Here is a 26,069-nt window from a genome sequence, read left to right as displayed (position 1 = left end):
TGAGACGCACCGATAGCCCTAACTACAGATGGTAAGACAGATGTGCCCTTGTTTGTTCACGTTTGTCGCTGTAGTGAAATCAGAGCACCATTTATTTGAGAATCTGATAGTACATATATGATTGTAAGTATTGGATAAGGAATTTGGAGATCATCGGATGCTTCTATGAGCGATATATTCAATAATATAGCTCGACCAGAGATGCTTTCCATGCTTTCTTACGTAGCACAATTACACATGATAGCATCCATATATGATTTTCTATTCATGTTAATCACTCTAACTAGAGCGCGTCCATTGAACGCGGAATCGCGTTGAGGATTCCCTTGGTCGCCGAATTCTGATTCCATCGCTCCGACTGGTGATTTGGTTGGAGGCAATATGACCCGGCTTTCAGTGATGATCTGCGTAGCCGCGTTCTGGCTGCGTCACGGGATGGCATGTCGGCACGTTCAGCGGCAGCCCGATTTGGGATTGGGATTTCAACAGCCATCGCCTGGATTGCGAGTGCGCGAGCAGGTCTGTTGACCCCGGCGAAGCAGGGCCGACGCGGCGGCTCACGCCTGGATCCTCACGAGGACTTCATCTTCGGCATGATCGAAGAGGCGAAGGATATCACGCTCAACGAAATGGTCCGGCGATTGCATGAGGAGAGAGCCGTATTGATCGGCCGCAGTGCGCTTGACGTCTGGCTGCGAAAGCGCGGCTGGACTTTCAAAAAAAGACCGCACATGCACTGGAGCAGGACCGTCCTGACCTGCTGAAGCGTCGCCAGGACTGGTTCGACGGCCAGCTCGATCTCGATCCAGCGCACCTCGTATTCATTGATGAAACCGGCCTGAGCACGAAGATGTCCCGGCTTCGCGGACGAGCCCCTTGCGGAGATCGATGCCATTCACCGGTCCCACACGGCCATTGGAAGACAACGACATTTACCGGTGCACTCAGACTATCTGGCATGACCGCGCCCATGGTCCTCGACGGTGCGATGAACGGCGTCGCATTCCAGGCCTATGTCGAACAGGTTCTCATTCCAACCTTGGTGACCGGCGACATCGTCATCATGGACAACCTGCCGTCACATAAGGCGAAGGGCGTGCGTCTCGCAATCGAAGGTGCGGGCTGCAGCTTGCTCTACCTTCCTCCATACAGTCCAGACTTCAACCCCATCGAGAAGGCCTTCGCCAAGCTCAAGGCCGTCTTGCGCGCCAAAGCCGAGCGAACCGTCGAGGGCTTATGGAATACTGTCGGCCAGATCGTCACGCTGTTTGAACCACAAGAATGTGCCAACTACTTCAAATCCTGCGGAGATGACCCCGAGTAAAGTGGACGCGTTCTAAATCAAAAACCACCAATCCTGATACTATCAATGATGAGAAAAAATCCTATTTTTCAATAATTAATAAGCTCTACCGTTTTGAGGCGGTTAAGTGTATACCAAGCTAGCGTTGTAAAATTGCTAGTTTTAAGGTTTCCATTATACTTAAATAGGGTATCCTAAGATAATGCCAAAATTGGGTGACCGTTTTAATCAACTGAGGAATGCATTTCGCTATTTAGTGCGAGGAGATTTCACGGGGCTCATAAATCGTCTAAAATGGCATGGTCGTGAATATTCTCATGTGAAATTGGGGCAACGTTTCGCGACCGGAAGCAATGTTGCATGGGGAATTCTTTGCACTCCACACACGGTATTTATAGCACGTAATATATCTGATAGATTAGCGTTTCATGGCATCCAGAATGAAATTTTAGTTGGTCCAGTGAAGCGTTTTAAACACGATTTTTATATTGTCCTTTGCGCGCAAATGTTTAGAAAACTTCCACCTGCAAATAAAAGATTTGTATTTCAACTTGAACAATCAGTAAACTCAAGATGGTTCACAAAAAAATACTTTGATATACTAAATAAATCCATTGGAGTAATTGATTATTCTTTATCGAATATTGAGTTTTTATCTAACAATGGTATAAAATATCCTAAGGTCAATTATTTGCCTATTGGCGCCGTTAATAACAATAATTTTCGAATAACGAAAAGGTCAAAAAAGTATGATTTTGTATTTTACGGCGATATTAATAGCAGTGAAAGACGGCGTCGATTTATATTAAAGCTTCAAGAGAAATATCGGGTAAAAGTATGTAGCAATTTATTTGGAATGGATCTCTACAACACTTTAATCGAGGCCCATGCTGTCATAAATATTCACTACTATGAGGGCGCATTGCTAGAAACACCTCGAATATGTGAATGTATTTCATTAGGAATTCCCATTTTATCAGAAGGTACGGCTGATCAAGGCGATTATCCTGAGCTATTAGGCGCCATACGATTTTTCGAAGAGGGTTCGATAGAAAGTATGATGGCAAATGCCAAAGCCATGCTCAGCGACGTCAATATAATTAAAGAAAATATTAATGCTATCTGCACGGAAAGTTCATCTCGTTTTAACTTTATGGTTGACCGTTTTCTCTTAGCCAACGGGGTTATTCCAGCCAATAGTGTCCTAGATCAACCAATATATGTGACTAAAAAAAGTCAATTCTTTGCCCTCTCTTTGCCAGAAACGATAGAGCGGCGACTCCAAATGGCTCAATCGCTGCCAGACGGTTGTGAGCTTTTTGACGGCATTCGACATAGTTTGGGATGGGTCGGTTGTGGAGCCAGCTTTAATGCCTTATCTCGCTATGCCATCGCGAACGATATAAAAAGACTAACAGTTATTGAAGACGACGTCGATTTGCCGGAAAATTTTAATAATATACTTGATGATATTAATACCTATCTTGATAACCGTAAAACAAGTTGGGACGTTTTTTCTGGTGTTATGGCCGATGTTAATTCGAGTGCCAAGGTTACTTCTGTCGATCATTTTCATGGTCGCACCTATGCGACTATAGACAAGATGACGAGCACAGTATTTAATATATATAATATAAGCGCGTTGAAAATTTTATCGCAATGGAATCCACTTGATACAAATTCCGTTAAAAATACTATTGATAGGTATTTGGAGAGACAGGAAAATTTTCGCGTTGTCGTGGCTCTGCCATTTATTGTTGGTCATAAAGAAAATGCAACATCCACACTTTGGGGCTTTGGAAACGAGCGGTATAAACCACTGATTGCTGACGCCCAGCACACAATTGAAGCATTAGTTCACGAGTGGCAACGCACTCATTCCCAGATGAATTGAAACTACCCACTTATATTTATATCGCTGAAGTCTTGTCTGAGAACTGTCTTACTTATTTTTCTAAAATAGCGCGTTTTTAATTAGTTATTTAATTAATTAATGGAGTTAAGCCTTGTCTAATCAACGAATATTAGTGATGGGAGGCGGTGGCTTTCTGGGTACACACCTTTGCAACCAATTGGCATTTTCTGGCTATACAGTTCGCGCGTTTGGTAGAAGCAGATCAAAATTACTAAGCAAAAATGTTGAGTTTATATATGGGAATTTTGAGAATACAGATGAGGTAAGGGCAGCTCTTATAGGGCAGGATTGTGTTTATCACTTGATTCATGGCACGAATCCACCGAACGTAAACAACGATATTACGGGAGACATTCTAAGATCAATCAATCCAACAATATCATTACTTAGCCAATGCTCAGAATATAGATTTAAAAAGATCATATTTATTAGCTCTGGTGGCACGGTCTATGGCAATAATGGAATAGTTGCCTCAAGGGAAGACGACCCGACGATGCCAATAGGCGCATATGGAGCTCATAAACTTCTTATTGAGAATTATCTCAGAGTATTCTTCGCCACAAAACAACTAGACTATTTAATTTTTAGATTATCCAATCCATATGGACCATTGCAGTCTACAAGTAAAGGGATCGGACTTATACGCGCCGTAATAGATGCCGTAAGAAATAATCGCCCGGTCAATATATATGGCGACGGTGAAACACAGCGGGATTATATTTATATTGAAGATGCAGTTCGGGCGATGGAGACCGCCATGTCTTACAAAGGAACTCATAAGATATTTAATATAGGAAGCGGAGAAGGAAAAAGTATTAATGAAGTTATTACCCTTGTAGAGCAAGTAATGAAAGTTAGAGTAAACAAAAAAATACTTCCTGATAGAAATTTTGATGTCAGGAAAAGCGTTTTAGACATATCTTTGGCAAAAAGTGAACTTAATTTGGTTCCTAATACTGACTTGAAAAGCGGAATAAATTTTACCGTAAACAGTTTATAGGATAATACTGTGATATCAAATAATTTTTTGATGCCTGAGCCAACAGAAATTAGAAAGAAGCCTTATGATAATTTCAATATTGCACATCAGTATATATCAACGCCTCAGTGGAATTTCGGTGTAAATGCTAAAGCACGTGTGCTGAACGATATTTTTAATGATAGTTTAACCTCAGATATAGTTTGGCAACCAGATACATACCATTCGGCCAAGAGATATACAGATATTTCCGGCGTAAAGCGCATAATTGATATTGGTTGTGGCAGCGCTCTTAAACTTAAAAGCCTCTTCGAAAACTGCGATCTCGATGTTGTAGCTGTAGATTTTGCGGGATCTCTAGTCGGCGCAAAGGAGAACTATCCAGCTGCAACACACATCGAATGTGATTTGACATCGTGGAATGAAGTACTGACAGTGGCCGAAAGATTTCGGGATAGCGTCCCAACGGTCATTTTGTGCGCCGACGTTATTGAACATATAACTGACCCTCGTCCATTGTTAGCACTTATTAGATTAATATTGGCTGGTTCGGTCGACAGCCGATGCTTCTTGTCAACGCCGGATCGTTCTAGGTTGGGATATAAGAGTGTAACGAGCGCGCCTGCTAATTTCGCCCATATTCGCGAGTGGACGACCGGAGAACTTAGAAACCTGTTGATGGCATCAGGTTTATACGTTGCAGAGATTGGTAATATCCGGGCAAATATCCATGACGAGCAAGCTAGCACCGTACTCGTGGAGTGTTTATTTGACGCTGGATCATACAACAATGTGTTGGAGCGCTACGGGATTACGTCACAAAATTTATCATCTATCATGATAACGTCAGAGTACCCTGGATTAGTGGCGAGCGGTGGTATTGGTACTTTTGTCGCAGACTGGCACCGTTCCAATGACGGATCCGCGGTGCTCGCTGCTTTTGATTTCGATAAAAAAAAGAAGCTTGATAGCGATATAGTTTTCAGCCCATCTGATATAATAGATATTTCTAGAATTGATGATATCGGCGCTGACGACATATTGCTTCAAACTGTCACACAACTGCTTTTTATATGCCCAGACCTGAAGGAAATTCATTTTCAAGAGTATTTAGGTATCGGAACACGCATTTCTCAGGCAAAGAATGCGGGAATTCTTCCAGATACACTTACAATTGTCGTCCATTGCCATGGGAACCAGCACTATCTGGAAAATGCTAACCAAGCTTGGTCGGACGGGGATGCACAGGTATGTGCAGTAAAAGAAAAGATTTGCATCGAGCTTAGTGATTTAGTCGTTTTCCCATCATTGTTTCTGCGCAACCTTTATGTTCAAGCAGGTATTCGGGTTGATAGTGATAAAACGTTGATTTGCCCATATAGATACATAAACTTAGATGCTGATAATTTAGAGTTCTCAAATATTAAGCGCGTCGTTTTCATTGGAAAATTCATGTCTATGAAAGGGTTCGACCTCATTTGTGAATCCTTTGACGACAGCTTTTGCAAAGAACTTAAAGCAAAAGGGATTGAGGAGGTCGTATTTATTGGTCGTGGCCATGATGGCGGCTATGTCAACGAGTTGGTGATAAGACGTCATTTCAGATTGACGGTTCATAATGATTTTGATCATGCAAAACTCGTTTCATATATTAGAAAGAACAGATCCGATGGGATATTTGTAGAGCCATATAGAGGCGATAATTTTCCACTGGCAGTATATGATGTCGTCGGTAATGGCGGCTTACTCTTAACCGGAAACGCGGGCGGAATCCCGGAAATGTTCCAAGTTGCCGCGTGGAAGGAATGTTTGACCGACCTCTCTGTCGAATCTCTCCGGTACAAAATTCGTGAGCTGGTCGATTGGGACAATGAAAAGAAGATACGAATTATCGGCGAACTTATTAACGATCTTCGAGAGACCAATATTAAGGCAAACAGTATTAAGTACGAAAAGATCGACGCACAGGATTTTGAAAATCTATCCTCAACAGTAATGATTCCATTCTATAACACTGCAATTTCCGAATTTATCGACCTAATTAAATCTTTAAATCAACAATCTCTAAGACCGAATGAAATTATTATTGTAAATGATGCATCCAATTATATGAGCCGTATAGAGATGGCAGAAGCTGCCCAAAAGTACCTCGATATACCGTTCAGAATTATTGACCATGCGTACAACTGTGGCCTTGCTTATGCCCGAAATACAGCGCTAGCAGCTTGCACTACGGAACTAATATTAAACGCTGACTCGGATGATGTTCCATTAAATGATTGGGTCAAAACAATCGTTATCGCGTTAAGTCGTGATCCAACTGCTGCCGCTGCCGTTCCATATTTGACCGCTTTTGATGCTGGTACTGATTTTAATCAATACCATTCGATGGGCCAATATACTTATCGCCCTCTTGGAGACGGGTTTGTTACATCTCAAGTTCAAAACGAATTGGGGCATGCAAACGCTGGTTACAGGGTTTCTCACGCAAGGGGTATGGGAGGGTGGAACTCAGCCTCCAAAGCCAAGTACGAAGATTGGGCATTTTATCTTAATGTTATCGCCAATGGCCTTCGCATCGCAATTATCCCGACGGTGACCTGCCTTTACCGGGTGCGGAAAAATTCGATGGCCAGGACATATTCCGAATGGCCAGGCCAAGCGAGGCTTTATCAAACTACAAGTGGTCTATCTCGATTTGAGACGCTTCAACTTCAACGCTTATCACGAATGTCCTCAGACATTAGGGAAACGCGTGAATTACAGAAACGGGTTAATGCTTTAGAAAACAGGAAAGTGATCAAAATAACTAATGCTCTTTCTGCACGCCTAGAAAAAACTCCTTTAATATACTCTGCTATTCGCAAGATCGCTATTTTTTCATGGAATCTTGTTAATCGTCTCAGAAGGATAAATTGACATTAAATATAGCAGGTGGACTTTTTTGTCCCGGAGATACTTCAACCGTTTTTATAATATAAATCCAAGGCTTCCTCGACCTTCAATAGAGCTGACTGCCAAAGTTGTGAATATGGTCGCTCGTGCCAATGCGTCAATAATGCTTAACCCGCGCTTGCCCATGTTGCAGACAGCTTTTGGGGGCAGAGAAAGCTGTTTCAAGTGACGCTTGATTTGCTCTGAGGATTTCGTTTAATACCAAAACTGTTGATAGTCACAGGAGGTCGACTTGTTACATTACAACTGTCCGACATCAACGCCTTTGAGACCAAACGGGTTAATTGAGCAGAGAGGACTTTCGGCTCATCATAGCTCAATTAAAGGAAGCAAAGATGAGACAGAAACCCGTTCCGCAAACGTCTACCGGATATACGGCGCGCGACGCGCAAGCATTATTTTGCAGAGGATAAAATCCGTATTGTGTTGGAAGGCCTGCGTGGCGAGGACAGCATTGCCGGGATTTGTCGCCGTGAGGGGATCGGCGAGAGCCTGTATTATAGCTGGTCGAAGGAGTTTCTCGAAGCTGGCAAGAAACGCCTTGCTGGCGATACGGCCCGCTCGGCGACCAGTGACGAGGTTCGGTCACTGGGTCGTGAAAGCCGTGACCTGAAAGAGGCATTGGCCGACGTCATACTGGAAAACCGCCTGCTCAAAAAAGCATGATCGGGGATGGGGGCGACGACGAATGAGATATCCCGCCACCGAAAAGCTTGGGATCATCCGGCTTGTGGAGCAGTCGCATTTGTCAGCTAGGCCCCCCCTCGACAAGCTGGGCATTCCAAGACCGACCTTCTATCGATGGTATGATCGTTTCCAGACCCACGGTTTCGAGGGGCTGGAAGACCAGACGTCCGCACCGTCACGGGTATGGAACCGCATTCCTGATGACATCCGGGATCGCATCATCGAAATGGCGCTGGACCACGCCGACCTGTCACCACGAGAGCGGGCGGTGAAGTTCACCGATACGGAAAGTTATTTTGTATCAGAGGCTTCGGTCTATCGTCTGCTCAAGGTCCACGACCTGATCACGTCACCAGCCTCTATTGTCATCAAGGCCAATGATGAGTTCAAGGACAAGACCACGCGGCCGAATAAAATGTGGCAGACCGACTTCACCTATCTGAAAGTTGTCGGTTGGGGCTGGTTTTATTTGTCGACCATCCTTGATGACTATTCCCGCTACATCATCGCCTGGAAACTGTGCACCAGCATGAAAGTCGAGGATGTCACCGATACACTCGACCTGGCACTGGCAACTTCAGGCTGCGATAAGGTCAAGGTCGAACACCGTCCCCGCCTGCTGTCGGACAACGCTTCATGTTACGTCGCTTCCGACCTTGGTGACTGGCTGGACAAATACAAAATCAGCCAAGGCCATGGCGCTCCCGGTCATCCGCAAACGCAGGGCAAGATCGAACGCTGGCACCAGACGCTCAAGAACCGCATCCTGCTCGAAAACTACTTCTTCAAGCAGGACCTCGAAGCCCAGATCGCAGCCTTCGTCGATCACTACAATCATCGCAGATACCACGAGAGCCTCGACAATCTCACCCCGGCTGACGTTGACTTCCGACGTGGACAGACCATCCTAATCGAACGCGAAAGGATCAAACGAGACACCATCAGAAAACGCCGCTTAAACCACCAGGCCAAAGCAGCTTAAATCAACCCGCAAAACAAGCCGGAAACTCCAATCTTCAAGAGCACAAAAAGTCTCAAATCATTCCACGACGGACAATTCATAGCATTTTAAAGAATATTGCATTATAATTTATAATAATTTAAACCCATGTTTCCAGTAGAATTTAAGTGCTGACTTAACAAACATTTGAATATGCAACAGTCCTTTCTTTGAAGCTTTACCTCCTGCATGGACAACGGATATCTGCGGAACGTAGGCAATTTTTGTGAGTTTATTCACTCTGAGAGACAAGTCGAAATCTTCGAAGTAAAGAAAATACCTCTCATCGAATCCTTTTGCCTCCCTTAAAATGTCACTCCTAAAAAACATGAAACAACCGCTTACGATAGGAGGGTTCCAATATATGTCGCATTGGGTTTCTGACTGCATTTCATAAAATTGCAGTCGATCGCGAAAGAGGAATTGTAATGGTTTTGGTGCAAAGCCTCGCAGCAGGAGGTCAAAAATTGCAGGAAAACGCTTGCAGAGATATTGCCTTTCTCCATCTGGCCAACTTGCATGAGGAGTAATTAGCCCACAATCCTGATTAACATTCATGAATGAAATGGCCTTAAGTATAGTGTCTGAATACAACTCGACATCGGGATTGAGAATAAGGTGAAATTTTCCCATTGTCTCGAGTACGAGGTTGTGCCCTCGACCGAAGCCGATATTTCCTTGCCCATGAATAAGACGCCATGGCAAATCTGCATAATTTGCCATCAAAAATGAAGAAACGGAATCCTTATCAGAATTATCAACAATAGTTATTGAATAATCGTCGATATCAAAACTATTAACTGCTAAGATGAGACTGTCCAATGTATTCTGAAGTTGCTTTAGATCAGGGCGGTATGTAACGACTGAAATCGTTAGCAACTTTTGTTGATTCACTTTGGAATCATAATTACTCATAAGCATTCCTTGCTATAAAAACCTTTCGAAGGTTTGCACCAGTATAAACTGAGTGATTCCAAAAAAGTATGACTGGATCAATTTTGTGATATAGGTGGAGATCACGATGCCTTGGTCTGAAGTCCTTCACCAATAATATGGACGACACGACAAGCGATCGGCAAGTGATTTAACCGACGCCGAATAGTTTGTGAACAAGCCTATTTTGCGTCAACCGTTTTTACTCGTCCATCCCATTCAAAGAGATCTGACTGAAGTGCTGAATACTCCCTCTGTGAGGTCAGGCTGAAGCGCGACTTTTCGGTTTGAGTTTACGCAAAACGATGTCTGTTTGCGAAGAGTTTCTGCCGAAAGACTTCTGCAGGTGTTTTGTACCCCAAACATTTGCGCGGTGTATTGTTGAGGCGATGACAGATGAATGCGAGGTCGCGATCACTGAGGGTGAGCGGATTAAAGTCTCGGGGAAGCCAGCGTCTTGTGCGCCTATTGGAGTTCTCAACAGTGCCTTTCTGCCAGGGTGACTGCGGATCACAGAACCATGTTTGAGACCCTATCCCATTCTGCAGATAGGACCATTCTGTAAACTCGGTACCACGATCAAAAGTTATCGATCGGCGGGCCATTTGGGGCAGGGGCTGGAGTACCCTAATCACCCCATCCATAACCGGCCTTGACTGACGATCATTGTTGCGTAGCAACACCGTAAAGCGGCTCACCCGCTCAACCAGAGACGTCACATTGGCCTTGCCAAACCTCTTGCGAAACTGGATTAGGTCGCATTCCCAGTGTCCGAACTGCTTGCGTCTGGCGACCATGTCTGGACGATAAAGAATGCTCAATTCCGGTGGAAAGCGGCGTCCTTGATGACGTCGGGCATGACGTGGGCGTCGTTTGGCACGGCGTTCGGGCAGATATTTCCAAAGCTCTTTTTTTCGACCGTCGGTGGAATACACAAACTGATAGATCGTTTCATGACTGACAGAAACGGGATGCCGCTCCAACCGCATTCTCCCGGCAATCTGTTGCGGTGACCACCCATCGCTGATGTGCTGGATCACGGACTGCCGGAGCTGATCATAACGAATAAGTTTTCGTTGCTTCGAGCGACGCTCACGGCATTTCTGGTCAGCAATCGTACAATAATAGCCGTTTAAATCCTTGATCTCGTCATCGTTAAACTGATTGCGTTTCAGTTCACGAAAAATCGTCGAGCGATGCCTTCCAAGCTTCTCAGCAATAACGTCAACGGAAAGCTTTGCAGTGCGCCAGCGTGCTATTCTGCGACGTTCATCCAAATCAATATGCGAATAGGTACGGTCCATGACAGGTTCCTTGCATTGGATAACTCTTTGTTATCATTTGCAAGTCGCACTTCAAGTTAGAACCCACCAACATACTCATGACGATCGCATAAGAACAGACCGAGAGGCAATTTTTAACGCGGTGAAAGATAGATGAAAACCGGTCTGTGATGCCAACCATAAGATAAATGGACTTAGTGCCGCATCGTTCTCGCGATACTCGATAGTATGTCAGGCTTAACAACCATTCTTCAAAAACTGGCCGTGCACCAAGAATGATCTTGGTGTAATAGATATTTGGTAGCTTTGTAAACTCGTCATTCTAATCGTCAATCGCGTCGAACAAGTTTAAGAGAGGTTACTCACTGCAATTAAGGTGTATCGATGAGCGAAATTTGGGGTACTTTTTCGTTTATAAAGAGCAAAAGCTTAAATATTGAGGCAATCAATGCTTATTTCAAGGCGTGAGGCTACATTATTTAAATGCTCTACTTTCTGAGATGAATTGCAAGAACATGTTTTGGTTGTAAGATATTCTAAATAAAATACTGATATGACTAAAAACATGAATGCTTTTTGCCCTATTCACAGGCTAACACTTATTTTTATGGACGAATTCTGTATCTCCACGTAGTCACAATCAAACGTTGATGCTAATGCAAAGCTTCAAATTTTGAAAATAGGGAAACAAGATGCACGGAAGTGACACCATATGAAGGGCATTATACTCGCAGGGGGTAGCGGAACGAGGCTCTACCCGCTTACGCTAGCTGTTTCCAAGCAGATTTTGCCGATCTATGATAAACCGATGATCTATTATCCGCTGAGTGTCCTCATGTTAGCAGGCATTCAGGAGATTTTGATCATTTCAACACCGCACGACTTGCCTCTCTTCCAAAAGCTGCTCGGCGATGGAAGCTATTTTGGTTTGGAGTTCTCATACGCTGAACAGACACATCCAAATGGCCTAGCGGAAGCTTTCATCATTGGCAGAGAATTTATTGGCAATGACAGTGTTGCTATGATCCTCGGTGATAATATCTATTTCGGTGATGGACTTTCGGAACTCTCGCAGCTCTCTTCAAAACCAATGCAAGGCGGCACTGTATTTGCTTATCGCGTGGATGATCCGCAGCGTTATGGCGTCGTAGAATTTGACAACCATACTGGTCAGGCGATCTCAATCGAAGAGAAGCCTGAAAAGCCAAAATCACACTGGGCTGTAACAGGACTCTATTTCTACGATAATCAAGTGGTTGATATTGCGCGGTCCATCAAACCTTCCGCTCGTGGTGAGCTTGAAATCACGACGGTCAATAATGTTTACCTCGAAAGAGGTCAGTTAACCGTTCAACGTTTTGGACGCGGGTATGCTTGGCTGGATACCGGCACACACGACAGCCTTCACGAAGCATCGTCATTTGTTCAAACCATTGAAAAACGCCAGGGCATTAAGATAGCGTGTCCGGAAGAGATCGGCCTTGATAAAGGCTGGCTGAGCAGTGACGCTGTATTGGAACGCGCCAGCAAGCTTGGCAAAACTGAGTATGCAGCTTATTTACGTCGACGTGTTGAAGAACTAGGAAAAGATTAATGGAAGTTCGCCCTTTAGGTTTAGATGGCGTTTTTGAAATAATTCCGCGAAAGTTTGGTGATGATCGCGGTTTCTTTTCCGAAACATACAAGGTCAAAGCGCTGGCAGAGGCCGGCATCGACTTTAACTTCGTTCAGGATAATCATTCTTATTCCGCTGCAAAGGGTGTGCTTCGTGGTTTGCATTATCAGCTTCCACCTTTTGCCCAGGATAAGCTGGTGCGTGTCATTCGTGGTGCAATTCTTGATGTCGCGGTTGATATTCGTAAAAAATCCCCAACTTTCGGCAAATGGGTATCATTGGAAGTTTCTGCTGAAAAGTGGAACCAAATTCTGGTGCCAAAAGGTTTTGCTCACGGTTTCATAACGCTCACTGAAGATACCGAAGTAATTTATAAAGTGACCGATTATTACTCTCCGGAGCATGATCGATCGATCCGTTTCGATGATCCGACGATTGATATCGATTGGCCAATTCCTTCATCTGGTGTGCAGCTTTCAGACAAAGATCAAAATGCGCCACATCTCACAGATGCTGAAGTTTTCGATTGAGGAATAAAATGAACTTTCTTGTTACGGGTGGTGCTGGCTTCATTGGCTCTGCGGTATGTCGACATCTTGCGGGCGATTCGAACGTCAATGTAATCAATCTCGACAAACTTACCTATGCGGGCAATCTCGCGTCTCTGCGACAGATTGAAAATCATCCAAACTACCGGTTTCTCCAAGCGGACATCTGCGATGACACTGGTGTACTGGAAGCTTTGCGCGCCAATGAAATCGACGTTGTCATGCATCTGGCAGCCGAAAGTCACGTTGACCGTTCAATTGATGGTCCTGGAGCTTTCATCGAAACGAATATTGTCGGCACGTTCCGCCTCTTGAATGCCGCGCTTGCTTATTGGCGTGAGCTGCCAGAACCGCGAAAATCAGCTTTCCGCTTTCATCATATCTCAACGGATGAAGTGTTCGGTGACCTACCGTTTGATAGCGGTATTTTCACGGAAGACACACCATACCAACCATCGTCGCCTTATTCAGCCTCAAAAGCAGCATCCGATCATCTGGTGCGTGCTTGGCATGAAACTTACGGGCTACCGGTCGTTCTGTCCAATTGTTCGAACAATTATGGACCGTTTCATTTTCCAGAGAAGCTTATCCCTCTGGTCATTCTAAACGCACTCGATGAGAAACCTCTTCCTGTTTATGGCGCAGGCGCAAATGTGCGCGATTGGCTCTATGTCGAGGATCATGCCCGCGCCTTGGCACTGGTTGCGACAAAAGGTAAGCTGGGCGAAAGCTATAATATCGGTGGCCGGGCAGAACGCACCAACTTAAACGTGGTCGAAACTATCTGCGACATTCTCGATAAGAAGCGTCCCCGTTCAAACGGCAAAAGCTATGCAGACCTTATTAATTTCGTTACCGATCGCCCTGGCCACGATCGTCGCTATGCGATTGATGCTTCAAAGATCGAACGTGAATTGAGCTGGAAACCGCGAGAAACATTTGAAACTGGCTTAGAGAAAACCATTCAGTGGTATCTCGATAATGGCTGGTGGTGGGAGCCAATTCGCAGCGGTAGTTATTCCGGCGAGCGTTTGGGCAACGCTGCGAAAGAGACCAGCGCATGAAGATCGTTGTCACTGGGCGCCAAGGACAAGTCGTTCAGAGCTTGCTGGAAAGAACATCGCAACGACCCGATTTGCAGGTGATTGCTCTGGGTCGTCCAGAACTGGATCTGGCTAAGCCTGAAACGGTAAGAACTGCGATTGAGATGTTAAAGCCGGACCTCGTCGTTTCCGCTGCCGCCTATACAACGGTCGATCTTGCTGAGGACGAACCGGAATTGGCTTTTGCAGTAAATGCTTTAGGTGCCAAGGCGGTTGCCGAAGCAGCAAAGGCTTGCGGTGTTCCCGTCATTCACATCTCGACGGACTATGTGTTTGTCGGCGACGCCGATGTCCCTTACGTTGAAACCGATGTTACCGGTCCTAGAAGTGTTTATGGTAGCTCGAAGTTAGAAGGCGAAGGACTCGTTATCAAAGCCAATCCTAAGCATGTCATTCTAAGAACGGCTTGGGTCTATAGTCCGTTCGGCAAGAACTTCGTCAAGACAATGCTAAAGCTGGCTGAGACGCGCGACACTCTCTCTGTCGTTTCTGACCAATGGGGCAACCCGACAAGTGCATTCGACATCGCTGACGCAATTATTAAGGTGGCGGATCATTTGGCAGATACGCCTAACTTTTCCGATTATGGTATTTACCACCTTGCTGGTACTGGCGATACGAACTGGAGCAGCTTTGCACGAGCAATATTCAGTGAAAGTGCTGAGCTTGGAGGGCCAACTGCAACTGTTGCTGATATCGCCACAATTGACTATCCAACCAAAGCTGCGCGCCCTGCCAATTCGCGTCTGTCGACTACAAAATTTCAGGACGTATTCAATTGGTCTGCGCCACATTGGCAATCGTCACTGCGGAATGTTCTAGCCAGACTTATTTAGGCAGCTTAACGAAAGTTTCCTTTGAGAACATCATTGCCACCAAAGGATTTTCTGATTTTGGTAAGTTCAATTGATTGAGGTATTGCTTCGCGCTTCTTCACTGAAGCGCGTAAGCCTCTGCGCACTCAACTTTACAGTCGTCCGACAGATGTACGAAAATTCGAGGACAATGGGCTGATTTATCTCAGTAACTGAGGCGAAAAGTTCGGACTATTCTGATGACACGAAACTTGCATATCCATCGCCCAGTGTCTTGCTGATAAAGCCTGAATATTGGCCATATGCTGCGTGGTCCGGCGTGACGCGTCCGAAAACGGGCATTTCAAAAACCCGGATCGGAATAAGTGCAAGAGGCACGGACACAGGTGTCAGTTGAGCGCCCTGCCCTGACCGCAATGTCGTAAGAATGCCGTACATTTCACCGGCGATGCTTGGGCGCGACAGAACAGCCATTCGATATTGGCCAGACGTATTGGTTACAAGATAAACATGGCCTGAGAGATTTGGTACTGAAACACGTCCATGCTGCGAAAAAGATGTGTCTGTACGCTCGCGCTCTTCGAATTTCAGATGCGTGTTCTCCACATCCCAGCTAATCTCCGTACAATAAGCGAAAATATCGGATCGATTTCCGAAGGAAGGGCGAAGCGTGAGGAAGGTCCCTTCTAGCCATGAGACGGCAGCACGCGAATAGGCGCCCAGTTCTTCTGCGGCATGTCCATGCGGCGCGACGGGGTTAGGCTTTTCCGCTCCCGGCTGATCGCGCAATTCAAACCCCATGGCCTGCTCAAGCCGGATGATGGTGGCAAGCGTGAAAGGTCGATGCCCGGACAATGCCTTTTCAAGTGTCGATAGGCTGATGCGCGCCTCATCTGCCAGTTGCTGACGGGAAATCCTGCGCCGCGCGATCTCTTCACGCACACGTTCAGCGACACGACTATTCATTTGATCGGGCAAAACCGCATCTTGCTGAGACATGAGAACTTCCTGAATCCGTACTTTCCTTCACAATTCCACACATAAGCGGAGCCGGCAAGGTGGCTTGCGGCAAAGTCCGGATAAAACTTGGGAAAGCTTACGCTGGCACTAAAACACCGCTCTGGCAAAAATTGTCTCCAGTTATCCAATAGATACAGGAGCGCATCATGTCGCCTGCCATCAGAAACTCTTATCGCAGCGAAAGGGCAATCAGCCTCTCGCAGTTCTGCAAACTCATCTGGTTTGTAAACATGCTGATACTGCCAATCCTTGCTGTTGTTTTTTCGCTTCTCAACGTGGCTTCGGCCCGCGCTGAGAAGCCGGCCTATCTGACGCCGAATGCAGTACAAAGCGGAAGCCTTTTGCTGCAAAGCAGCGAAGAGGGTCAGTACGTCGAGGCCCCCCGCCTCAGCACTGATTACAATATCAATGTCAGCGGTCCAACCGCCCGCGCCCGCCTCAGCCAGATTTTTGAAAATCCGACCGATGGCTGGGTCGAGGGGCTCTATGTTTTCCCGCTGCCAGAAGACAGCGCAGTCTATTCCCTGAAAATGATCGTAGGTGACCGGGTTATCGTTGCCGACATCAAGGAAAAGGAGGCTGCACGCGAAATCTACGAAAAAGCCAAGAGCGAAGGCAAGAAGGCTGCGCTCATCGAGCAGCAGCGGCCAAACATCTTCACCAATGCTGTCGCCAATCTGGGTCCGCACGAGAAAGTCGTCATCCAGATCGAATATCAGCAGGCCGTGCGTCTCAGCGACAATCGCTTTTCTCTGCGCCTGCCGCTTGTTGTGGCGCCGCGCTATAATCCTGAAAATAGCGATCCCATCGAACAAAGCGCCGATCTTTCCGCTGGTTGGGGACAGCCTAAAACGCGACCAGCGCCCGGCCCGGACAACAGCGCAATTGAAACACCGCTCATCATGCCCAGTGAGGAGCCGAGTGAGGAGCGCATCAATCCGGTAACCATCACGGTCGATCTCAAACCCGGTTTCCCCGCAACCGATATCAAAAGCCTTTATCATCCTGTGCGAATTGACCGACAGAACGAGCAGACCGCCAAAATCGTTCTCGATGGAAAAGCCACAGCCGATCGTGACTTCGTCCTCGAATGGCAAGCAGCCCAAACGGATATGCCGAATGTCGGGCTGTTTCGTGAACGGGTCGGCAATGAGGACTATCTGCTTGCCTATGTGACCCCTCCGCTTACCAAAACCAATGCAGCGCAATCGCGTGAGATCGTCTTCGTCATCGATAATTCAGGTTCGATGGGAGGAACATCGATGACACAGGCCAAAGCCAGTCTCGATTATGGCCTCTCGCATCTCAATCCCGGCGACCGTTTCAACGTCATCCGCTTTGACGACACGCTGACCAAATTCTTTGAGGATTCCGTCGATGCCACACAGCAGAATATCAATGATACCCGCCAGTATGTTGCCAGCCTCGAAGCTGTCGGCGGAACAGAAATGCTGCCCGCACTGCACGCGGCTCTTGATGACAGCCACCAGAAAGATGGTTTGCGCCAGATCGTGTTCCTGACTGATGGCGAAGTCAGCAACGAACAGCAGATGTTCGATGTCATCGCATCGCGCCGTGACCGCTCGCGCCTCTTCATGGTCGGCATCGGGTCAGCACCCAATACTTACCTGATGAGCAAGGCTTCGGAACTTGGTCGCGGCACCTTCACTCATATCGGTTCTTCTGAAGAGTTGGAACAGCGTATGCGCGAGCTCTTTGATAAGCTGCAGAATCCCGCTGTCACTGATCTAAAGGTCAACTTCTCACAAGAAGGCGCAAACCTGACACCCGGCATTTTACCAGATATCTATCATGGCGAACCATTGGTGATTGCTGCTCGCACAAAAAATGCAACTGGCACCATCACCGTTCAAGGTACAGTTGGAAGCCGGCCCTGGATGATCACCCTGTCGCTTGATGCAGCAAGCCCTGCGGAAGGCATTTCGAAAATTTGGGCTCGTCGCAAAATCGATGATGCAGAAGTGGACGTGAAGCTCGGCAAGATTTCAGCATTGGCAGCCGACACGCGTATCCTCAATCTCGCATTGGAACACCATCTGGTGACGCGCCTCACAAGCCTTGTCGCTGTCGACCAGACACCAGCACGTCCTGCGAACACGCCCCTCACCCGAGCTGATATTCCATTGGAACTTCCTGCCGGATGGGATTTCGAGACTTTGTTTGGCATTCGTGCAGAACGAAGCGTGCCTAGCAATGTTGATACTGATCAGGAGACGATCAAGATGCGCGGTAAAGAACGTGCCAGCATGCCGAGCCTTCCATCGCCCTCAACACCTCTGCCACAAACCGCAACACCAGCCACACTTAACATGCTGCAGGGTCTGGGCGTCGTTTTCATCGGTTTCCTGATCTTCTGGTTCTCGCGCCGCAGGAGGAATGCATAATGAGTATTGTTATTACCCAGAATAAGAAGTCAAAGGAGCGCGCTTGGTTGCGCTCCCCCCTAACCCTTCTGTCTGTTGCCATAATGCTCTGCGGTCTTGTGCTTTTCGGCCAAGGTCTCTGGATTCACGCAAAAGCCTATGCAGCACAAATCCTTCTGGAACGGTCTTTCACACAAAGCATTGCATCAGGAGACAAAATCAAACCGTGGAGCTGGGCCGATACCTGGCCGGTAGCCCGTATCGAAGCGCCACGACTGGCTGCATCTGCAATTGCTCTCAACGGCGCAAGCGGACAGGCTCTTGCTTTCGGTCCGGGCCATTTACAAAATACACCTAAGGCTGGTGAAGAAGGAACGGCGGTCTATGCAGCACACCGCGATACACATTTTGCTTTTCTCAAAGATATCGAGAAAGGCGATCTCATTCGCATCACCCGGGATGATGGCCAGATATTCACTTATCGCGCCACTCATATGACTATCACCCGCTGGGATGAAGCCCAGATTGACATTCACGCGTCCGGTTCGCATGTGGTTCTGGCGACTTGTTATCCCTTTGACGCTGTTACACAAGGGCCACTGCGCTACTTGGTCTATGCGGAACTCGAAAAATAATGCATTTAGAAGGTACTTAAAGGTCAAGAAGTCGACTATTTACTATCCAAAAACCGACCAGTTCATCTGCCTGCAAAGCTTCTCCAAGGCATAAGTACCCAAGAGAGAATTTCCATGCTGATTCAGGCCAGGAGACCAAACCGCGATTGACGCAATACCCGGTACGACTGCCAGTATGCCGCCACCAACACCGCTCTTTGCTGGCACACCCACACGAAAAGCGAAATCACCCGATCCATCATAATGACCACAAGTCATCATAAGTGCATTAATCCGTAACGCACGCTCCATACTTACAATACGATGATTGCTGACCGGATTACGACCGGAGGCAGAAAGAAAAAGACCAGCCCGCGCAAGCTGTTCGCACGACATCGCTAATGCACATTGATGATGATATACACCAAGTACATGTGGCGGAACGTTGTCCAGATTCTGATTTGCCTTGAGTAGATTGGCAAGTGCTGCGTTGTTGAAGCCTGTTTCGTTCTCGGCCTCTGCGACAAACCGGTCGATATAAATATTATCATCATCGGCTACGGACTGAACAAAACGCACTATTTCTGCGATTGTCTCACGTGGCTTATGCGATCCCAACAAAATATCTGAAATAACAATCGCACCAGCATTGATAAAAGGATTTCTAGGGATGCCTTTTTCAAGTTCTAACAAGACGCTCGAATTAAATGGATCCCCTGATGGCTCACGATTTACGCGTCCCCAGATGCTGTCGCCTCTTTTACCTAAAGCAAGCGCAAGTGCGAAGACCTTAGAAATACTTTGTATTGAAAACTTTTCCTTTGCATCTCCCGCAGAAATCAACGTTCCGTCATGCAACATAATTGCTATGCCAAACTTTTCAGGGTCGATCTTTGCAAGAGGAGGAATGTAGTCAGCTACTTTACCACGTATCTCGACCTTTCGAAATTCTGCTTCTATATCATCAAGAACGGCACGCAAACGCTGCTTCAAAACCACACCTTTAAGAAGTCGCTGTTATTTAACATTTACCAACCAATGTCACGATGAGCGATGTAAGGCTTACTAGCGTAACATCTGAAGTAGACTGGCTAAACAAAGTCAGCCATTCTGTCCATTCTCCGATATACTTTATGTCGCTTCACGTCGAGCAAATGTGTTTCAAGAAACACCTCAGCCCCCTTGACCGTCATGCGATACGTAAGCACTCACACGCCCGAAGTGGAACCCGGCTATGAGCCATTATGTCTCAAGCAATCCTACGAAGTTAAAGTTCCTGCAAAGCGGCGAAATCGATCGGCATATCGCCGGAGATATCATACACCAACCGACGCAACGCCGGTCCAGCCCGAACAGCTTTACTCCTAAGCTTAACCAATACGATTCTAAAGGAGTAGAGAATGCGCGGCGCGGATATATTGGTGCGGATGTTGATTGGCTACGGCGTTGAGACGATTTTCGGTGTACCGGGCGATACAAATGTGCCACTCTATGAAGCACTGCAGCAGCAGGAAGGCCAAATCTGCCATGTCATGGCGCGTGATGAACGCTCTGCGGGTTACATGGCTGACGCCTATGGACGCTTTTCCAATAAGCCGGGTGTATTCGAATGCCCGTCAGGCGCTGGCGCCATGTATTCGCTGCCGCCCGTGGCTGAATCCAACGGCTCTTCCATCCCTGTTATCTTGCTGACGATTGATATTCCGCTGCCGGGCGAAGGGCGCGGTGTTCTGACCGAGATTGATTGCGCAAAGCTCTTTGAACCAGTAACCAAGCTTTCAGTGCAAGTGAAATCTGCGGAGAAACTACCAGAAATCATCCGCCGCGCGTTTCGTGTCGCCTGTTCTGGGAAACCGGGTGCTGTGCATCTGCAGATACCTGAGGATATGTTGCTAGCCGAGGTCGATCCGGCGCGGATATCTTTGCATGTTGAAGAAGAGTGCAAAACATTCCCTGCTTTCCCGACTCTTCCACCTAGACAAAAGCTCCATGAGTTACTGGAGCTTGTTGCAAAGGCCGAACGGCCATTGATTGTCGCAGGTGGTGGGGTCAACCGTGCGCATGCTGGTGAGCTGATGACCAAGCTTGCTGAACTTTATAACATTCCCATGTGTACAACGATGACAGGGCAAGGCGCGATTGATGACGACCATAGACTGGCGATTGGGGTGATCGGGGATAATGGTTATCATCCTCATGCAAACTGGGCGCTGGAAAATGCTGACTTCACATTGTTTGTTGGTTCCCGCATTGGTTCTGTTGTTACAATCGGCTGGACTTTCCCCAAGATCACGCTCAACAGACGCCTCGCGCAGATTGATATTTCGCCTGAAATAATGGCCAATAATTATGAAAATCTGCTCTCCATTCAAGGCGATGCGTTCTTGGTTCTGAATGAGCTGTTGCAGATTGAGCCAACAATTGAGCCCCAGAAACACGAAAGTTGGGTTGAGCAGCTCAATGAGCGTCGCCGCGAATTCTGGGAACATGCCGAAGGAGCTCTCATCGACGAGCGTATTCCGTTGCGCCCTGAGCGTGCCGTGCGTTCCTTTAACGAAGCATTGCGCCAGTCGGGAAAACCGGCACTGATCTATTCCGATGCTGGTACGCCGACACCTTATATGACCCGTTTTCTCAAGATCAACGATAGTGAAACCCGCTTCGCCATTCCCCGCGCTTTCGGGGGCTTAGGCTCAGCTCTGCCCGCGACCGTCGGTGCGTGGCGCGCCGACCCCAACAAGCGACCGATTGGATTGTTTGGCGATGGTTCATTCGGCATGACGGTTGGAGAGCTTGAAACATTGGTACGACTGCAAGTACCTGCAATCCTTGTACTTTTTAACAACGGGACATTTGGCTGGATCAAAGGTCTGCATCGTCTCAAAGGGCACAATCAATGTTTCGGCGTGGATTTTCTGGCGCCAAAAGGACAGGCAATTGCAGAGGCTTATGGACTAAAAGCCTGGACTGCAAAGACCGCTGATCAGCTCGACACTGCGATGGCGGAAGCGTTTGCTTGGAAAGACGGACCCTGCTTTATCGATGTCCATGTCGAATCGATTGCCGACCGTGTGCCGCCGGTCTATTCGTGGCTTTTAAAACGCGGCGAAGACCCGCTCAATCTCAAGCCCGTTGAGCGTTCTTACACCTGAACCTGCGACGCCGCAGACAGAGAATGTCTGTGGCGTTTTGCTTCTGCAATAAACCCATCGCGGAACAGGCGCACATTTTTTGATCCCTGACGCGCCTGCGCTGCACACAGAAAATAGCTTTCTCCCGATGTTTGCACGCGATCAAGTGCAAGCTTGAGTTTTCCTGAGCGTAACTCCGCCTGTACGAAAATTCTGGGCGCAATGGCGAGCCCCATACCCGCCACAGCGCATTCGATGATAACGTCTTGCGTTGGAAGACGCGGACCAAAAATGCGCTTGTTGTAATGAATACCTGCACCGCGCAGCCAATGCAGCCAAAGGCTCGGCCTGTTCGAATTCTGAATCAGCGGAAAATCGAGTAACTCGACATCTCCGACCAGGCCATTTTCAGGCACAATATCGGGGGAGCCTATCACCACGAGTTCTTCCGGGAAAAGCAGATGGCTGCGAACATTGGCCCAATTGCCGATACCACGCAGTACTGCAAGATCGAGATCAGACTTGCTCCAGTCAAGATCATGGGAGCAGGGAAACACTTCAAACCAAATTTGCGGATGTGTTCTGGCGATGGTGCTGATTATGCCCGGCGCCCATTTCCGCATCAGAGTTGGTGACAGCCCGATCTTAAGCAGGCTTTGCGTTTTATAGCCGCGCACCGCATCCATCGACACTTCTTCAAGCTTTGCAAGAATGCGCGAGACTTCCTCGTGATAACTCTGCCCTTCTTCTGTCAGAACCAGACGCGGACCTGCGCGCTCAAACAGTTTAAGCCCAAGAAACGATTCAAGATTCTGAATCTGGCGACTAACACCGCTTTGCGTCATGCCGAGATTTTCGGATGCACGCGTAAAGCTCAAGTAGCGCACGGAAGCATCGAACGCGTGGAGTGCTGAAAGCGACGGAAGAAAGCGGCGCATCGGGGTTCCTTAAGATTTGATCATGAGTTTAAGTCATGCTTAATCCAATTTTCAATGCTTTTATTTGATGAGAAAGGGCCGCATTCTCATGAAAAAGAAATATAAGGGGCCACGATGGACTACGGTGATAGTATCGACCGAAATCTGGTCAGTATCCTTGAAGAAAATGCGCGCATGCCAGCAAGTGAACTGGCGCGACGCGTAGGCCTCGCTCGGTCGAGCGTGCAGGAGCGCATTGGTCGTCTTGAGCGTCGCGGAATTATTTTAGGATATCGCGCTATCGTACGACGCACGCGAGATGATGGCAGTATTTCGGCTTATATGTTTATTGATGCTTCGCAACGCGTACTGCAGAAGCTGTTTAAAACCTTGCGATCCTATCCTGAAATTTTAACTGCTGACGCGGTTAGCGGACCCGCAAATATTTTCTGCCATGTGCATGTCGGATTTCTTGAAGATTTGGAGGCCCTTATCGAGGAACTCGCACAAATCGAGGGTGTCGACAACATCAGTTATTCAGTCGTTCTATCAAATAAAATTAATAGGGAAGGCAGCATTGCATTCTTAGGTGCATAGTCAAGCCGATTCCAAAACGAGGGAAACAACAATGAATAGACGAGAGTTTATCCAGACAACGCTTTTGGGTGGTACAGCGGTTATGCTGGCACCTGGACTTTCTTGGGCTGTTGAGGGAGGTGCGACGCTGCAAAGGATCAAGGATCGTGGTGCGTTGCGTATTGGTGTATTTAATGGCACTCCACCTTACTATCAGAAAAATCTTGCCACCAGCGAATGGGATGGTTTCTGCGTCTCCATGGGCAAAGACCTTGCCGAATATATTGGCGTGCCACTGGAAATGGTCGAAACTACCTGGGGCAATTCCGTCATGGATCTTCAGGGGGACAAGATCGACATAATGTTTGCTCTCAGCAATAATCCTGAGCGCGCCAAATCTGTCGACTTCACCGAAGCTATGATGGACAATGTCTTTACTGTCATCACAAACAAAGACCGCGACGTCAAAACTTGGGAAGAGTTAAACAAGCCTGAAATCCGTGTGACGGTTGATCTCGGCTCTACGCAAGACCTGTTCGCTCGCAAAACCTTGCCCAATTGTACGCTTGTTGCCCTCAAAGGTGCAGACGAAACTGTCATTGCACTACAGTCTGGCCGGGCAGATGCGATCGTGCAGGTTGCCCTGATGTCTGTGGTGACCGCGCATAAGCTCGGTGACAAGTTTAAAGTATTTGTTCCTGAGCCACTCGATAGCCAGCCAACCACGATTGGGGTGCGCAAGGATGCAAATGGCGAGTTTCGCGACTACGTCGATGTCTGGCTTAAGAAGCGTCGTGAAGAGGGCAAGGTCAATGAATGGATTGTCAACAGCCTTTCGCTCGTGGGTGTTCAGCCATCAGACTTACCGCCGACTTTAAAGTTCTGACGCGTCAACCATCATGCAGCATCAGCAAGGATCACTCGGTGTCATCATGCTTGACACCGGCTTTCCGCGTCCGCCTGGAGATGTCGGCAACCCGACATCATGGGAGATGCCGGTAAGGTTCAAGAAGGTTAGCGGAGCATCGCCCGACAAGATCATTCGTCAGGGTGGCGCCGGGCTGATCGAAGATTTTGTCATTGCTGGCGAGGCTCTGATTGCTGAAGGATGCAGGGCGCTCGTTACCTCTTGCGGCTTCATGGCACGCCACCAGAGCACTTTGAGCGGAAAACTGTCGGTGCCGATTGCAACCTCCAGCCTGCTTCAGTTGCCGATGGTCAGCGCATTGGTTGGCCCGCGGCGCACGGTGGGAGTCATCACCTATGATGAAGCAAGCCTTGACGATGCAATTTTCGCCGCTTGTGGCGCGAGCATCGGCACTCCAAGGATTGGCATGCCAAGCGGTGGAGCCTTTCACGAGTTGATTGAAGGCAGCGGAACTTATGATCGCTCGGCTCTCGAAACCGAGATTATAAAGGCCGCAAAAGAGCTGAAACTACTCGAACCGGATCTTGGTGCCGTTGTTCTTGAGTGCACAAACATGCCGCCATTTGCACAAGTGGTCGCAAAAGCATGTGGATTGCCGGTGTTCGATGTCCTGTCGCTGGGGCATTGGCTGTTCAGCTCAACGTCTTCCCGTGCCTTCGCCGGTATGTCAGAAAGAGTGAATTAATGGACTATCAATGGGACTTTTCCGGCCTTTGGCAATATCGAGGATTATTCCTCCAGGGCCTGGCCTATACAGTCGGTTTTACAATTGTAACCGTACTCTCGGGCATATTCGTTGGAACAGTCTTTGCTCTTGGCAGGCTTTCCGGCAAGAAAATCATCACCGTGCCCATTATGACGGTTGTTGAGATATTTCGCTGTACACCGGTGCTCGTTCAGTTGGTCTGGTGCTATTACGCACTTCCCATGTTGATTGGTTTTGAAATTTCGCCGGCGATGGCGGCTTTCATCACGCTTACCTTCTATGGTGCTGCATTTTATGCGGAAATCATTCGTGGTGGCATTGTTTCCATTGATGCGGGCCAATGGGATGCAGGGCGTGCAATCGGTATGCGCCGCGGCCAGCTCATGGGTAAGATCATCTTGCCGCAAGCACTTCGCCGCATGGTGCCGCCACTGGTCAACCAGTCCGTGCTTCAACTGAAAAACACATCTCTTTTGTCGGTCCTTGCTGTGCCTGATCTTCTTTATCAGGGCCAGCTTGTAACCTCGGCTACCTATCGGCCGCTTGAAACCTACACCCTGATTGCAGTGCTTTATCTCGCAGTTCTCTTCCCTCTGACACGGCTCGCCCATGGGCTGGAAGGCAGGCTAAAATGATGAGCCGAGTGAAGCAAGCAAG

The 26,069-nt window shown here is 47.7% G+C and carries 21 protein-coding genes; 16 read left to right on the top strand and 5 right to left on the bottom strand.

What is annotated here, in order from left to right:
- Window positions 1-440 precede the first annotated feature (440 nt).
- From H5024_RS15740 to H5024_RS15720, 5 genes are all read left to right on the top strand, one after another.
- Window positions 441-1,324, top strand: a protein-coding gene (locus H5024_RS15740) for an IS630 family transposase (RefSeq protein ID WP_247875276.1) whose coding sequence is annotated in 2 segments (ribosomal slippage) — window positions 441-705 and window positions 705-1,324 — 885 coding nt in all. Because the reading frame shifts where the segments join, the coding sequence is not laid out codon by codon here.
- Window positions 1,325-1,505: 181 nt separating this feature from the next.
- Complete coding sequence (locus tag H5024_RS15735; protein WP_187548076.1) at window positions 1,506-3,197, top strand: glycosyltransferase family 25 protein; 1,692 nt, start codon at window positions 1,506-1,508, stop codon at window positions 3,195-3,197.
- Between the two features lie 112 nt (window positions 3,198-3,309).
- Window positions 3,310-4,218: an NAD-dependent epimerase/dehydratase family protein gene (locus H5024_RS15730; protein WP_187548075.1), complete on the top strand. Its 909-nt coding sequence runs from the start codon at window positions 3,310-3,312 to the stop codon at window positions 4,216-4,218.
- Window positions 4,219-4,227: 9 nt separating this feature from the next.
- Complete coding sequence (locus H5024_RS15725) at window positions 4,228-7,116, top strand: glycosyltransferase (protein ID WP_187548074.1); 2,889 nt, start codon at window positions 4,228-4,230, stop codon at window positions 7,114-7,116.
- A 408-nt stretch (window positions 7,117-7,524) separates the two neighbouring features.
- Window positions 7,525-8,821, top strand: a protein-coding gene (locus tag H5024_RS15720; RefSeq protein WP_187548652.1) for an IS3 family transposase whose coding sequence is annotated in 2 segments (ribosomal slippage) — window positions 7,525-7,808 and window positions 7,807-8,821 — 1,299 coding nt in all. Because the reading frame shifts where the segments join, the coding sequence is not laid out codon by codon here.
- Between the two features lie 108 nt (window positions 8,822-8,929).
- Here the strand turns inward: H5024_RS15720 and H5024_RS15715 are convergent.
- On the bottom strand, window positions 8,930-9,754 hold the full coding sequence (locus tag H5024_RS15715) for a glycosyltransferase (protein WP_247875303.1): 825 nt from the start codon (window positions 9,752-9,754) through the stop codon (window positions 8,930-8,932).
- A 311-nt stretch (window positions 9,755-10,065) separates the two neighbouring features.
- Window positions 10,066-11,076, bottom strand: a complete 1,011-nt coding sequence (locus tag H5024_RS15710) for an IS30 family transposase (protein WP_187548072.1) — start codon at window positions 11,074-11,076, stop codon at window positions 10,066-10,068.
- A gap of 691 nt (window positions 11,077-11,767) precedes the next feature.
- On the opposite strand from H5024_RS15710, the gene rfbA reads away from it, so the two are divergent.
- Genes rfbA through rfbD form a run of 4 tightly spaced genes read left to right on the top strand, consistent with a single transcriptional unit; the run spans window position 11,768 to window position 15,157 of the window.
- Window positions 11,768-12,649: a glucose-1-phosphate thymidylyltransferase RfbA gene (gene rfbA, locus H5024_RS15705; RefSeq protein WP_187548071.1), complete on the top strand. Its 882-nt coding sequence runs from the start codon at window positions 11,768-11,770 to the stop codon at window positions 12,647-12,649.
- Window positions 12,649-13,200, top strand: a complete 552-nt coding sequence (gene rfbC / locus H5024_RS15700) for a dTDP-4-dehydrorhamnose 3,5-epimerase (protein ID WP_187548070.1) — start codon at window positions 12,649-12,651, stop codon at window positions 13,198-13,200. Before rfbA ends, rfbC begins: the two co-directional genes overlap by 1 nt.
- An 8-nt stretch (window positions 13,201-13,208) precedes the next feature.
- Complete coding sequence (gene rfbB, locus H5024_RS15695; RefSeq protein WP_187548069.1) at window positions 13,209-14,282, top strand: dTDP-glucose 4,6-dehydratase; 1,074 nt, start codon at window positions 13,209-13,211, stop codon at window positions 14,280-14,282.
- Window positions 14,279-15,157, top strand: coding sequence for a dTDP-4-dehydrorhamnose reductase (gene rfbD / locus H5024_RS15690; RefSeq protein ID WP_187548068.1), 879 nt, complete (start codon window positions 14,279-14,281; stop codon window positions 15,155-15,157). The genes rfbB and rfbD overlap by 4 nt, the downstream gene beginning before the upstream one ends.
- 210 nt (window positions 15,158-15,367) lie before the next feature.
- Here rfbD and H5024_RS15685 read toward each other — a convergent pair whose 3' ends face one another.
- Window positions 15,368-16,135: a helix-turn-helix transcriptional regulator gene (locus tag H5024_RS15685; RefSeq protein ID WP_187548067.1), complete on the bottom strand. Its 768-nt coding sequence runs from the start codon at window positions 16,133-16,135 to the stop codon at window positions 15,368-15,370.
- Between the two features lie 167 nt (window positions 16,136-16,302).
- On the opposite strand from H5024_RS15685, the gene H5024_RS15680 reads away from it, so the two are divergent.
- Together H5024_RS15680 and H5024_RS15675 are read left to right on the top strand one after the other, a co-directional pair.
- Window positions 16,303-18,561 (top strand): marine proteobacterial sortase target protein, encoded by a 2,259-nt coding sequence (locus H5024_RS15680; RefSeq protein ID WP_187548066.1) that lies wholly within the window; start codon window positions 16,303-16,305, stop codon window positions 18,559-18,561.
- Window positions 18,561-19,175 (top strand): class GN sortase, encoded by a 615-nt coding sequence (locus H5024_RS15675; RefSeq protein ID WP_187548065.1) that lies wholly within the window; start codon window positions 18,561-18,563, stop codon window positions 19,173-19,175. Before H5024_RS15680 ends, H5024_RS15675 begins: the two co-directional genes overlap by 1 nt.
- Window positions 19,176-19,217: 42 nt before the next feature.
- On the opposite strand, the gene H5024_RS15670 is transcribed toward H5024_RS15675, so the two are convergent.
- Window positions 19,218-20,135 carry a glutaminase gene (locus tag H5024_RS15670; RefSeq protein WP_187548651.1) on the bottom strand — a complete coding sequence of 306 codons (918 nt, stop codon included), beginning with the start codon at window positions 20,133-20,135 and terminating at the stop codon, window positions 19,218-19,220.
- Window positions 20,136-20,554: 419 nt separating this feature from the next.
- On the opposite strand from H5024_RS15670, the gene H5024_RS15665 reads away from it, so the two are divergent.
- Window positions 20,555-22,306: a thiamine pyrophosphate-binding protein gene (locus tag H5024_RS15665; RefSeq protein ID WP_187548064.1), complete on the top strand. Its 1,752-nt coding sequence runs from the start codon at window positions 20,555-20,557 to the stop codon at window positions 22,304-22,306.
- Here H5024_RS15665 and H5024_RS15660 read toward each other — a convergent pair.
- Window positions 22,297-23,223 carry a LysR substrate-binding domain-containing protein gene (locus H5024_RS15660; RefSeq protein WP_187548063.1) on the bottom strand — a complete coding sequence of 309 codons (927 nt, stop codon included), beginning with the start codon at window positions 23,221-23,223 and terminating at the stop codon, window positions 22,297-22,299. The two genes, H5024_RS15665 and H5024_RS15660, sit on opposite strands and share 10 nt — an antisense overlap.
- A 114-nt stretch (window positions 23,224-23,337) precedes the next feature.
- Here H5024_RS15660 and H5024_RS15655 point away from each other — a divergent pair, with 114 nt between their 5' ends.
- From H5024_RS15655 to H5024_RS15640, 4 genes are read left to right on the top strand one after another with little or no spacing between them, the layout of a single operon-like run.
- Window positions 23,338-23,799: an Lrp/AsnC family transcriptional regulator gene (locus tag H5024_RS15655; RefSeq protein WP_187548062.1), complete on the top strand. Its 462-nt coding sequence runs from the start codon at window positions 23,338-23,340 to the stop codon at window positions 23,797-23,799.
- Window positions 23,800-23,830: 31 nt separating this feature from the next.
- A complete protein-coding gene (locus H5024_RS15650; RefSeq protein WP_187548061.1) occupies window positions 23,831-24,664 on the top strand; it encodes a transporter substrate-binding domain-containing protein in 834 nt (277 codons plus the stop codon).
- A 13-nt stretch (window positions 24,665-24,677) separates the two neighbouring features.
- Complete coding sequence (locus H5024_RS15645) at window positions 24,678-25,391, top strand: aspartate/glutamate racemase family protein (RefSeq protein WP_187548060.1); 714 nt, start codon at window positions 24,678-24,680, stop codon at window positions 25,389-25,391.
- Window positions 25,391-26,047: an amino acid ABC transporter permease gene (locus H5024_RS15640; protein WP_187548059.1), complete on the top strand. Its 657-nt coding sequence runs from the start codon at window positions 25,391-25,393 to the stop codon at window positions 26,045-26,047. The genes H5024_RS15645 and H5024_RS15640 overlap by 1 nt, the downstream gene beginning before the upstream one ends.
- The last annotated feature ends 22 nt before the right edge of the window (window positions 26,048-26,069 follow it).

This window comes from Ochrobactrum sp. Marseille-Q0166 (assembly GCF_014397025.1).
Lineage (GTDB): Bacteria > Pseudomonadota > Alphaproteobacteria > Rhizobiales > Rhizobiaceae > Brucella.
This window is presented reverse-complemented; position numbering and strand designations above follow the sequence as displayed.

Coding starts and splice junctions, on each gene's coding strand:
- H5024_RS15650 (WP_187548061.1), top strand. CDS start 23,831: ATGAATAGACGAGAGTTTATCCAGACAACGCTTTTGGGTGGTACAGCG.
- rfbC (WP_187548070.1), top strand. CDS start 12,649: ATGGAAGTTCGCCCTTTAGGTTTAGATGGCGTTTTTGAAATAATTCCG.
- H5024_RS15660 (WP_187548063.1), bottom strand. CDS start 23,223: ATGCGCCGCTTTCTTCCGTCGCTTTCAGCACTCCACGCGTTCGATGCT.
- H5024_RS15735 (WP_187548076.1), top strand. CDS start 1,506: ATGCCAAAATTGGGTGACCGTTTTAATCAACTGAGGAATGCATTTCGC.
- H5024_RS15675 (WP_187548065.1), top strand. CDS start 18,561: ATGAGTATTGTTATTACCCAGAATAAGAAGTCAAAGGAGCGCGCTTGG.
- H5024_RS15685 (WP_187548067.1), bottom strand. CDS start 16,135: ATGTCTCAGCAAGATGCGGTTTTGCCCGATCAAATGAATAGTCGTGTC.
- rfbA (WP_187548071.1), top strand. CDS start 11,768: ATGAAGGGCATTATACTCGCAGGGGGTAGCGGAACGAGGCTCTACCCG.
- H5024_RS15665 (WP_187548064.1), top strand. CDS start 20,555: ATGCGCGGCGCGGATATATTGGTGCGGATGTTGATTGGCTACGGCGTT.
- H5024_RS15645 (WP_187548060.1), top strand. CDS start 24,678: ATGCAGCATCAGCAAGGATCACTCGGTGTCATCATGCTTGACACCGGC.
- rfbB (WP_187548069.1), top strand. CDS start 13,209: ATGAACTTTCTTGTTACGGGTGGTGCTGGCTTCATTGGCTCTGCGGTA.
- H5024_RS15680 (WP_187548066.1), top strand. CDS start 16,303: ATGTCGCCTGCCATCAGAAACTCTTATCGCAGCGAAAGGGCAATCAGC.
- H5024_RS15715 (WP_247875303.1), bottom strand. CDS start 9,754: ATGAGTAATTATGATTCCAAAGTGAATCAACAAAAGTTGCTAACGATT.
- rfbD (WP_187548068.1), top strand. CDS start 14,279: ATGAAGATCGTTGTCACTGGGCGCCAAGGACAAGTCGTTCAGAGCTTG.
- H5024_RS15655 (WP_187548062.1), top strand. CDS start 23,338: ATGGACTACGGTGATAGTATCGACCGAAATCTGGTCAGTATCCTTGAA.
- H5024_RS15710 (WP_187548072.1), bottom strand. CDS start 11,076: ATGGACCGTACCTATTCGCATATTGATTTGGATGAACGTCGCAGAATA.
- H5024_RS15640 (WP_187548059.1), top strand. CDS start 25,391: ATGGACTATCAATGGGACTTTTCCGGCCTTTGGCAATATCGAGGATTA.